Origin of the sequence: Vibrio chemaguriensis (assembly GCF_012275705.1) — a bacterium.
GTDB lineage: Bacteria > Pseudomonadota > Gammaproteobacteria > Enterobacterales > Vibrionaceae > Vibrio > Vibrio diabolicus.
In genome coordinates this window covers 68918-77173 of sequence record NZ_SHOE01000022.1, presented here as the reverse complement: position 1 = coordinate 77173, position 8256 = coordinate 68918, and the positions used below count along the sequence as shown (strand labels likewise).

Genomic DNA, 8256 nt, shown 5'->3' with positions numbered 1-8256 from the left:
TTGAGAGTCGTCTCATTAAACACGAACTGCAGGGGTGTAGCTCCAATTGGCAGAGCAGCGGATTCCAAATCCGCGTGTTGGGAGTTCGAATCTCTCCACCCCTGCCATATATCAAGGCTCTGACTTAGGTCAGAGCCTTTTTCGTTTCTAGCGAATAGTTGTCGACATCTGATGCACATTGATCTTAAGAACATATTACATCGGTGACTTAAGCCATTCTATTTTCCATTGCAATAGATTGCGTCACTAAGCTTCGGTGTATCGTTTTACCCTTTCTTACTTCTCTTCATACTCCCATTATTCTTCGTTAGTGAGCTAGTTGATTTACTACTTGATCTATATGACGTGTATAGAAAAAGTTAGTGGTTACATTGGCTTGGATGATTACTGACTTGGTTCCTGTTATTATCATGAGTTAATGCTAATAATTAGGAAGTAAGTTTATGCCACATTTTCGATTCCGTGCTGTAGAGCCGCAAGCTGTTCAGGCACTATCAAAGCCTCTGACGGATGAACTTCAGCCTCTGATGGACTGTCCGCGTGAGGATTTTACTTTTGAGTATATCTACACTACGTTTTTCAATGAGGGCGAGGTGAGTGCTGCATATCCTTTTGTCGAAGTGCTTTGGTTTGATCGTGGTCAGGAAGTACAAGATAAAGTTGCTAAGCTTATTACACAGCAAGTTCGTGGTATTGCTGGTGCGGATATTGATGTTGCAGTTATCTTTTCAGCTTTATCCCCTAAAGCTTATTACGATAATGGCGAACACTACTAAAGGCTAAAAGCTATGAAGCTGAGTTTCATTGTATCTTTGGGTTTATGTTTCTCAGCTTCTGTATACTCTACTCCTTGGGAGTCTGTTGCTAACCCTACCCGAAACTCTTCTTCCTCTATTGGTAGTTATGCCAACGGTTGTTTGGATGGCGCATTACCTTTGCCTCTTGATGGCGTTGGTTATCAAGTTTTACGCAGTAAAACGAAACGCTACTATGGGCACCCTAAAACGATAGAGTTTATTGAAAACCTAGCGCTTCAAGCTCATCAAAATCTCAACACAACGCTGCTTATAGGTGACCTGTCTTTACCACGAGGAGGAAGGTTTTCTTCTGGCCATTCTAGTCACCAAACTGGGTTAGATATTGATATCTGGTTAAGACTCGCTGACCAACCGCTTTCTTATAACGAATTACAACTCCCTAAGCCAATGAGTGTGGTGGACTTAAAAGGGTATTCCATACTTAACCATCGCTGGGAAGATAGGCACTTTAGGCTGATTCGATATGCTGCACAGAGTGAGGATGTTGCACGAATTTTTGTACATCCTGTCATTAAGGAGCAGCTTTGCTCGCAAGAAGAAGGCAAAGAACGTTCTTGGTTACGTAAAGTTCGCCCTTGGTGGGGGCATCATTACCACTTCCACGTCAGGTTATCTTGTCCTGAGTCGAGTGGCTACTGTGTTGAACAAGCTCTGCCTCCCGCTGGTGATGGTTGCGGGGTAGAGCTTGCTAGTTGGGGACCGAAAGTTAAGCCTATCGATAAGCCTCCGTCTGCGAAAGTTATTACTAAGCCCAAGCAAAAAAAAGCGATTCCACCGCAATGCCAATCACTTATCTCTACTAACTAGAGTGACTCTATAGGTTTATATTCCCTCACGTATCTCTTTTATGAAACTGGAGAAACATCATACTTTTGTCTACAGTGAATAATACCAATACAAAAACTAACCTAATTAGTTTTGGTGACATAATATAGAAATCTAAATTAAACAAAGAGTTGTAGTATAGATAAGTCGTAACTTCTCTGTTTAGAAAGATCTTTCGTCACGATACTTTGGTTTCTTAGCAATATGTCTGTCAGTTGGCTAGCGAAGCAATAACGAGGCAGACAAGTGTGTGAGGCAGGAATAGATACTTCTCCTGCTAGAAGAGTAAATCAAGGATAAAACCATGACTATGATTTGTGCAAAAGAATTTGCAGAGTGGTTAAGACACAGATTTAGCAGTGAAACGAAAGGGGTCTTATTGACTCGGGTTGATGTAAACCACCTGACAGGACGTCAGCGTCTTGATCCCGGATTTGTTAATGATGTGCATTACGAGCTGATGCAATATGGAATGGCTTTCGTTACGGACACGAGCCGAGAAAACTTTTATCTTGTGCCGGTTTCCCAAGCTGAAAATTGGCGAGATCGGTTAGAGTCTCATTTTGAAAAAGAGTTGTTTTGTAATATCTATCCTATTGAAAAGTCGGGTTAAAAAAAGGTTCAACTTTGTCTCCAAAGTTGAACCTACTTGTTCTTATGCTAACCCTTGAATAATCACGAATTTCTCCAGTAACTGCTCTTCTGTTTCTACATGATCCGGGTCTGTGATAATGCATTTTGTAATCGGGCACACTGACTGACAGGTCGGCTTTTCGTAATGTCCCTTACACTCTGTACATAGAGCTGGGTCAATCTCGAAAATGCTTTCTCCCATGCTGATTGCCCCATTGGGGCATTCGGGATCGCACATGTCACAGTTGATGCATTTGTCAGCAATGAGCAAGGCCATGATTACTTACCAGTCGGGTTACGGGTGTCCTGCCCTGAGTTTAAGTTACGCATCAATAGACCGTATTCTAAATCTAGATCTGCTGGTACTGGAATGAAGACGAAGTGACCATTCCCTTTGGCATCCTCGATAGACTCTGACTTACGGTTTTCCATTGCTTCTAGCGTGAAAACAACATTACCTTTTGGCGTCATTAGCTCAAGACTATCACCGACAAGGAACTTATTTTTCACTTCTACTTCAGCCATATCGCCACGACGTTTACCAGTGAACTCACCGACAAACTGTTGAGCATCAGAGACTGAGTAGCCGTAATCGTAATTCTGGTAGGTGTCGTGAGTATGACGACGTAGGAAGCCTTCGGTATAGCCACGGTGAGCTAGGCTCTCTAGTGTACCCATAAGGCTTTCATCAAATGGTCGGCCTGCTACAGCGTCATCAATTGCTTTGCGGTAAACCTGTGCAGTACGAGCACAGTAATAGAATGATTTAGTACGACCTTCGATTTTCAGCGAGTGCACACCCATCTTAGTTAAGCGCTCAACATGCTGTACCGCACGTAGGTCTTTAGAGTTCATGATGTAAGTACCATGTTCATCTTCGTACGCTGCCATTTTTTCTTCTGGACGGTGCGCTTCAGAAAGTAGAACGACTTCATCCGTTGGTTTACCACGACCAATTGTGGTTTCAGGGCGTTCGTCTTGTACTTCGACAGGCTGTGCTTCAGATGGGTCAAACTTCTCTACAATATCACCAGCGTCGTTTTCTTTGCCTTCTTCCACTTTGTATTCCCAACGGCACGCGTTGGTGCAAGTGCCTTGGTTAGGATCACGTTTGTTTATGTAACCAGAAAGTAGGCAACGACCAGAATAAGCCATGCATAATGCACCGTGAACGAATACTTCAAGTTCAGTTTCAGGACAATGCTCACGAATTTCTTCGATTTCTTCTAGAGATAGCTCGCGAGAAACGATCACTCGTTCCACGCCATTCGCTGCCCAGAACTTAACAGTCGCCCAGTTTACAGCGTTTGCTTGTACAGAAAGGTGAATTGGCATTTCTGGGAAAGCTTCACGAACCATCATGATTAGGCCTGGATCTGACATGATCAATGCGTCAGGACCCATTTCTACGATTGGTTTAAGATCACGGATGAAGGTTTTTAGCTTCGAGTTGTGTGGTTGAATGTTACATACCACATAAAGCTTTTTGCCTAGAGCATGTGCTTCATCGATACCGATTTTTAGGTTTTCATGGTTAAACTCATTGTTACGTACGCGGAGGCTGTAGCGAGGTTGGCCAGCGTAAACTGCATCTGCGCCGTAGGCGAATGCGTAACGCATGTTTTTCAGGCTTCCCGCAGGAGACAGTAGCTCAGGTACGAATGCTTTCTCAGTTGTCATTGCTCAATTCTCTTTTATCTGATCACAAGTCAGGCCAATTCCACCTAATGGAAATGGGGCGCAAATTTTACGTCAAAATGTGAACTGTGACTAGGGTAATTGTGCTTCAGATAGAAAAACGCCCTCAAAAAAAGTGAGGGCGTTATGGTTAACCTTTATACAATATTAAGCGTTGGGATTTGGTAAGCCGCCTAGCGCATCGTATAGGTTGGGTAGGAAAGCACTGAACTCCCCACACATCAGAGAGAAGTCTGCATCAAATCGAGCTGCTTGATCTTCACGTGGAATATCGTCATTTTGATCTTTCAATTCATCAGAGAATTTTAGACGCTTAATACCCGCATCTTCTGTCATGATGAATTCAATACGATCTTGCCAATTAAGTGCAAGCTTCGTTACGACTTTATCTGCTGCGATGTGGTTGCGGATTTCATCTGTGGTCAGCTCTTGCTTCTTACAACGAATCACGCCACCTTCTTCAAGCACGGATTTTAGCTCAGCTTCGTCCATCATGGTGATACCTTGAGGTGTGTCGCCCGTTTTCACCCACTCGGTTAGCGTTGTTTCAATCGCTACTTCTGGAATGGCAGGAACTACAGGTAAACTACCCATGGTTTTACGAAGTAGTGCTAATACGTCTTCCGCTTTTTTGTAGCTGCTTGCGTCAACAAGGATGAACCCTTCTTTTGGCATGATGAGCACGTGAGTGTGGCTGCTGCGGCTAAATGCGCGAGGCAGTAAATCCATTACGATGTCATCTTTCAGGTTGTCTTTCTCTTTCTTCTTCAGAGGACGACCTTCTTGCGCTTCCATTGCTTCTACTTTTGCATTCAATGACTCTTTGATCACTGAGGCAGGTAGCATTTTCTCTTCTTTCTTGGCGCAAATCAGAATGCGGTTTTCTGACACGTGAGTCATCATGTCGCCATGTCTACCCATTGCACTGACCCAGCCAAATTTCTGTTTATCTTGACTGCCACATGGGGTGAATCGGAATTCAGACAGTTGAGTTTCTAGTTGTTCGGCGTTGAAAGTAACCTCGCGGTTAACGCGGTATACCAGACAGTTTTTAAACCACATAAATCTTCTCTAGGCTTGATGACAAGGGACTAATCATAGGGAATTTTTGTGCTGATGTCTTAATAGAAATGAAAAATATCCGAATGAACCTCAAAAGAAAGTTATATGAAAATTTGTTTTCAAAGGTCACAAAAGTGTCATAATTGGTAGTGATAATGCTTATGCATAGAGGGGCGCTTTGTCTCTTAAATTCATTAGCTCAACGAACATAAGGTTACTCAATTATGTCTAGAAGGATTCTGGTTGTTGAAGACGAAGCTCCTATTCGCGAAATGCTGTGCTTCGTACTTGAGCAGAAAGGTTACCAAGCGGTGGAAGCGGAAGATTACGATACTGCAGTAACCAAACTGGCTGAACCCTTCCCTGATTTAGTTTTACTGGATTGGATGTTACCAGGCGGCAGCGGCATTAACTTCATCAAGCATATGAAGCGAGAGGAATTAACGCGCAACATTCCAGTTGTGATGCTTACCGCTCGTGGTGAAGAAGAAGATAAAGTGCGCGGTTTAGAAGTCGGTGCGGATGACTACATTACTAAGCCATTCTCTCCTAAAGAGTTGGTTGCCCGCTTAAAAGCGGTGATTCGTCGCGTAACCCCGACCGCACTGGAAGACGTAATTGATGTGCAGGGATTGAAGCTTGATCCTGTATCACACCGTGTCACGGCTAATGATGCACCATTAGATATGGGCCCAACAGAGTTTAAAATGCTGCATTTTTTCATGACGCATCAAGAGCGTGTGTACAGCCGTGAGCAGCTATTAAACAATGTTTGGGGTACTAACGTGTATGTTGAAGATCGTACGGTCGATGTTCATATTCGCCGCCTGCGTAAAGCATTGGAAGCCGCAGGTCATGATAAGCTGATCCAAACTGTTCGTGGTGCTGGATACCGCTTCTCGACAAAGGCATAAATTAACACGCAGCTTATCGGTACCATTTCTGGAGTTATGAGTGGTTGAAAGATTAACGTGGAAAAAGCTGGCCTGGGAGCTGGCTTTTTTTTACACCCCATGGGTGATAGTAGGTTGGATATTCGGTTATATGCCGTGGTTGCTTTTGGCAGCTACGGCATTGCAGCTTGTGTGGCATTTGCATAACCAAGTACGTTTATCTTCTTGGTTATGGGATGAAAAGCGCCTTACACCACCGTCTGGTAGCGGTAACTGGGAATCTTTGTTCAATGGCTTGTATCGCTTACAGCAGCGTCAACGCCGTAAACGCAAAGAGCTTACTAATCTCATTCGCCGATTCAGAAATGGTGCGGAATCGTTACCCGATGCCGTCGTGGTGTTCCGTGCTGAAGGCAATATCGTTTGGTGTAACAAACTGGCTCAACACTTATTGGGTTTCCATTGGCCGGAAGACTCTGGTCAACCTATCTCCAACCTCATTCGTACGCCTGATTTTATCAAGTACCTCAACAAGAAAGACTTCTCTGAGCCATTGGAAATGCGCTCACCACTCAATGTCGAACGCATGCTAGAACTACGTATAGTACCGTATACCGAAGGTGAACATTTGATGGTGGTGCGTGATGTTAGCCAGTTAAAACAACTTGAGGGAATGCGCCGTAATTTCTTTGCTAACGTTTCTCATGAACTGCGTACACCAATGACGGTGCTACAAGGTTATTTAGAGATGACAGAAGACCCTGACATGGTTGTGGGCCCAATGTGGAGCAAAGCGCATGGCGTCATGACGGAGCAGCTCAACCGCATGAACAGTTTGGTGAACCAATTACTGACGCTATCTAAAATTGAAGCGGCACCTATGCATGAGCTTGAAGAAGTCGTGAATGTACCTGCGATGCTCGAAGTACTAGAAAAAGAGGCGGTCAGCCTTAGTGGGGACAACCAACATAAATTGAAATTTGATGTTGATGCTAGCCTACGCGTACTGGGCGATGATGACCAGTTACGTAGTGCTATCTCTAACCTCGTTTATAATGCTGTCAAATACACACCGCCTGGCGCGAACATTAATGTTCGTTGGTTCCAGACATCTCAAGGCGCATGCTTAGAGGTGGAGGATAGTGGTGATGGTATAGAACCTCAGCACCTCCATCGACTTACTGAGCGTTTTTATCGCGTCGATAAAGCAAGATCACGCGATACCGGAGGGAGTGGGTTAGGGTTGGCTATTGTGAAACATGCGCTGAGTCACCATGACTCTCATTTAGAAATTCACAGTGAAGTAGGTGTGGGCAGTAAGTTTTCTTTCGTATTGCCTGAGCGTTTGGTGGTGAAATAATGGCGTTACGATTGGCAAAAACATTTAGTTTATTCGCGCTTGTTTGTTCCTGTATGGCTGCCGCTCAAGATAAACCATTGCCGAGTTATCATAAAACGACGGGGATTGTCGGGAACTTGCTCTCTGTTGGATCCGATACACTTGCGGGTATGACAACGCTTTGGGTTGAAGAGTTTAAATCCATTTACCCGAATATTAATGCGCAAGTCCAAGCGTCTGGCTCTTCCACGGCGCCCCCTGCATTGACCGAACAAACAGCTCAGTTTGGTCCCATGAGTCGCCCGATGCGTTTAAGAGAGGTTGAAGCGTTTGAACGTGAACATGGTTACAAGCCAACGGCGCTTAGGGTTGCGATCGATGCTATCGGTATTTTTGTCCATCAAGACAATCCAATTCAAGGGCTCAGCTTTAGTCAGTTAGATGCTTTGTTTTCTGCAACACTGCGCTGTGGTGAAAGTCAATTTATCACGAACTGGCAGCAACTCGGTCTTGAATCACAGTGGGCAAAGCGCAACGTACAGTTGTTTGGTCGTAACTCCGTTTCTGGAACTTATGGTTACTTCAAAAGCAATGCCTTATGTGGCGGCGATTTTAAAACACGAGTTAACGAGCAGCCAGGCTCAGCGTCAGTTGTGCAAGCTGTTGCCTCTACTATCAGTGGAGTTGGCTATTCTGGTGTTGGTTATCGAGTAGCAGGCGTACGCTTAGTTCCGGTGGCAAAAACGGGGAATGACTATGTGACGCCAACGCGAGAACATATTGTTAGTGGTAAGTACCCACTATCACGTTACTTATATGTATATGTGAATAAGCACCCGGATTACCCATTAACACCAATAGAAGCCGAGTTTATTCGCTTTATTTTCTCCGCTCAGGGGCAAGCGTTGGTTGAGAAAGATGGTTATGTGCCCATCACGGCAGATTTTGCAGAAGAAGAGTTAAAAAAAGTCGGCCTGTAAGCCGACTT

9 protein-coding genes and 1 tRNA gene are annotated in these 8256 nt (G+C 44.4%); 7 read left to right on the top strand and 3 right to left on the bottom strand.

Going from position 1 to position 8256, the window contains the following annotated elements:
- Positions 1 to 30 precede the first annotated feature (30 nt).
- The 4 genes from EX191_RS18270 (at position 31) to EX191_RS18255 (ending at position 2256) form a co-directional block, all read left to right on the top strand.
- Positions 31 to 107: transfer RNA gene (locus tag EX191_RS18270), tRNA-Trp, on the top strand.
- A gap of 336 nt (positions 108 to 443) precedes the next feature.
- Positions 444 to 776, top strand: a complete 333-nt coding sequence (locus EX191_RS18265; RefSeq protein ID WP_005391613.1) for a DUF1904 domain-containing protein — start codon at positions 444 to 446, stop codon at positions 774 to 776.
- 12 nt (positions 777 to 788) lie between these two features.
- On the top strand, positions 789 to 1625 hold the full coding sequence (gene mepA, locus EX191_RS18260) for a penicillin-insensitive murein endopeptidase (RefSeq protein ID WP_193448217.1): 837 nt from the start codon (positions 789 to 791) through the stop codon (positions 1623 to 1625).
- 322 nt (positions 1626 to 1947) lie between these two features.
- Entirely contained in the window at positions 1948 to 2256 is a 309-nt protein-coding gene (locus tag EX191_RS18255; protein WP_005391608.1) for a hypothetical protein, read from the top strand.
- Between the two features lie 42 nt (positions 2257 to 2298).
- Here EX191_RS18255 and EX191_RS18250 read toward each other — a convergent pair whose 3' ends face one another.
- The 3 genes from EX191_RS18250 to rdgC all read right to left on the bottom strand — a co-directional run bounded on the left by EX191_RS18250 (position 2299) and on the right by rdgC (position 5036).
- Positions 2299 to 2553, bottom strand: a complete 255-nt coding sequence (locus tag EX191_RS18250; protein ID WP_193448216.1) for a YfhL family 4Fe-4S dicluster ferredoxin — start codon at positions 2551 to 2553, stop codon at positions 2299 to 2301.
- A 2-nt stretch (positions 2554 to 2555) separates the two neighbouring features.
- Positions 2556 to 3956 (bottom strand): prephenate-dependent tRNA uridine(34) hydroxylase TrhP, encoded by a 1401-nt coding sequence (trhP, locus tag EX191_RS18245; RefSeq protein WP_006741904.1) that lies wholly within the window; start codon positions 3954 to 3956, stop codon positions 2556 to 2558.
- A gap of 165 nt (positions 3957 to 4121) precedes the next feature.
- On the bottom strand, positions 4122 to 5036 hold the full coding sequence (gene rdgC / locus EX191_RS18240; protein WP_005391604.1) for a recombination-associated protein RdgC: 915 nt from the start codon (positions 5034 to 5036) through the stop codon (positions 4122 to 4124).
- Positions 5037 to 5260: 224 nt separating this feature from the next.
- Between rdgC and phoB the strand changes: the two genes are divergently transcribed.
- Genes phoB through EX191_RS18225 form a run of 3 tightly spaced genes read left to right on the top strand, consistent with a single transcriptional unit; the run spans position 5261 to position 8248 of the window.
- Positions 5261 to 5950 (top strand): phosphate regulon transcriptional regulator PhoB, encoded by a 690-nt coding sequence (phoB, locus tag EX191_RS18235; RefSeq protein WP_005381752.1) that lies wholly within the window; start codon positions 5261 to 5263, stop codon positions 5948 to 5950.
- A 40-nt stretch (positions 5951 to 5990) separates the two neighbouring features.
- Positions 5991 to 7289: a phosphate regulon sensor histidine kinase PhoR gene (gene phoR / locus EX191_RS18230; protein ID WP_005383667.1), complete on the top strand. Its 1299-nt coding sequence runs from the start codon at positions 5991 to 5993 to the stop codon at positions 7287 to 7289.
- On the top strand, positions 7289 to 8248 hold the full coding sequence (locus EX191_RS18225) for a PstS family phosphate ABC transporter substrate-binding protein (RefSeq protein ID WP_193448215.1): 960 nt from the start codon (positions 7289 to 7291) through the stop codon (positions 8246 to 8248). Before phoR ends, EX191_RS18225 begins: the two co-directional genes overlap by 1 nt.
- Positions 8249 to 8256 lie beyond the last annotated feature (8 nt).

Coding starts and splice junctions, on each gene's coding strand:
- EX191_RS18265 (WP_005391613.1), top strand. CDS start 444: ATGCCACATTTTCGATTCCGTGCTGTAGAGCCGCAAGCTGTTCAGGCA.
- mepA (WP_193448217.1), top strand. CDS start 789: ATGAAGCTGAGTTTCATTGTATCTTTGGGTTTATGTTTCTCAGCTTCT.
- EX191_RS18255 (WP_005391608.1), top strand. CDS start 1,948: ATGACTATGATTTGTGCAAAAGAATTTGCAGAGTGGTTAAGACACAGA.
- EX191_RS18250 (WP_193448216.1), bottom strand. CDS start 2,553: ATGGCCTTGCTCATTGCTGACAAATGCATCAACTGTGACATGTGCGAT.
- trhP (WP_006741904.1), bottom strand. CDS start 3,956: ATGACAACTGAGAAAGCATTCGTACCTGAGCTACTGTCTCCTGCGGGA.
- rdgC (WP_005391604.1), bottom strand. CDS start 5,036: ATGTGGTTTAAAAACTGTCTGGTATACCGCGTTAACCGCGAGGTTACT.
- phoB (WP_005381752.1), top strand. CDS start 5,261: ATGTCTAGAAGGATTCTGGTTGTTGAAGACGAAGCTCCTATTCGCGAA.
- EX191_RS18225 (WP_193448215.1), top strand. CDS start 7,289: ATGGCGTTACGATTGGCAAAAACATTTAGTTTATTCGCGCTTGTTTGT.